Annotated in this window: 1 pseudogene; it reads left to right on the top strand. The window is 49.0% G+C overall.

Annotated elements, in window-relative coordinates:
• Nucleotides 1-68: 68 nt before the first annotated feature.
• Nucleotides 69-643 (top strand): annotated as a pseudogene (locus tag A142_RS11705) (hypothetical protein); the annotation flags it as partial.

Raw genomic sequence — 643 nt, 5'->3', positions numbered from 1 at the left:
CAAGCCCGTTTAGAGCGAATGAATACCGCGCGTGAGCAAGGCGTAACCGTGGATGAGAGGCCGATCCGATGAGCAGTCCTGACAGTGTGTTTAGACAAACCTTTTCCACGGTGGTGCACGAGTTTGTCGATAGGGTGATGACTCACCCTGAGATGGCGTCATTCAGTTTGGCGCTCTTGGTGACTTTATGTGTGGTGCTGATCTTTACCGAAATTGCCCGCTTCATGCTGATTGGCTGGGAGCCGGAGAACATCATTAAATGCACCTTGACGGTGTTTCTGTCCGCGTCCATTTACTTTTCTTATAACGCCATCTTTGATGTGTTGTTTGAGACCATGGACAACGTGGGATTGCTGATTTTTCAGATAGGCACTGGCACGCGAGATTCGATGTTTTTGTTTAAGTTGATTAATAACGCTTTGCTCAGCATGTATCAAGAAGAGGTCAGTTTGTGGGATTTGTCGATAGGCGATGTCTTCATCTGGGGCGTTTGGCAATTGATCGGTTTGATCCTCACGCAGGTGCTCTTTTTGATTGGCTCATGGGCGGTCTGGTGTTTGTTCTTGGCGAAAGTCCTCGGACTGATTTTTGTCCCCATGGTCGCGCATCCCCTCACGCGGCCTTTTTTTGATGGCTGGCTCAA

It is taken from the genome of Vibrio splendidus 12E03 (genome assembly GCF_000272105.2).
GTDB lineage: Bacteria > Pseudomonadota > Gammaproteobacteria > Enterobacterales > Vibrionaceae > Vibrio > Vibrio splendidus_I.
This window is presented reverse-complemented; position numbering and strand designations above follow the sequence as displayed.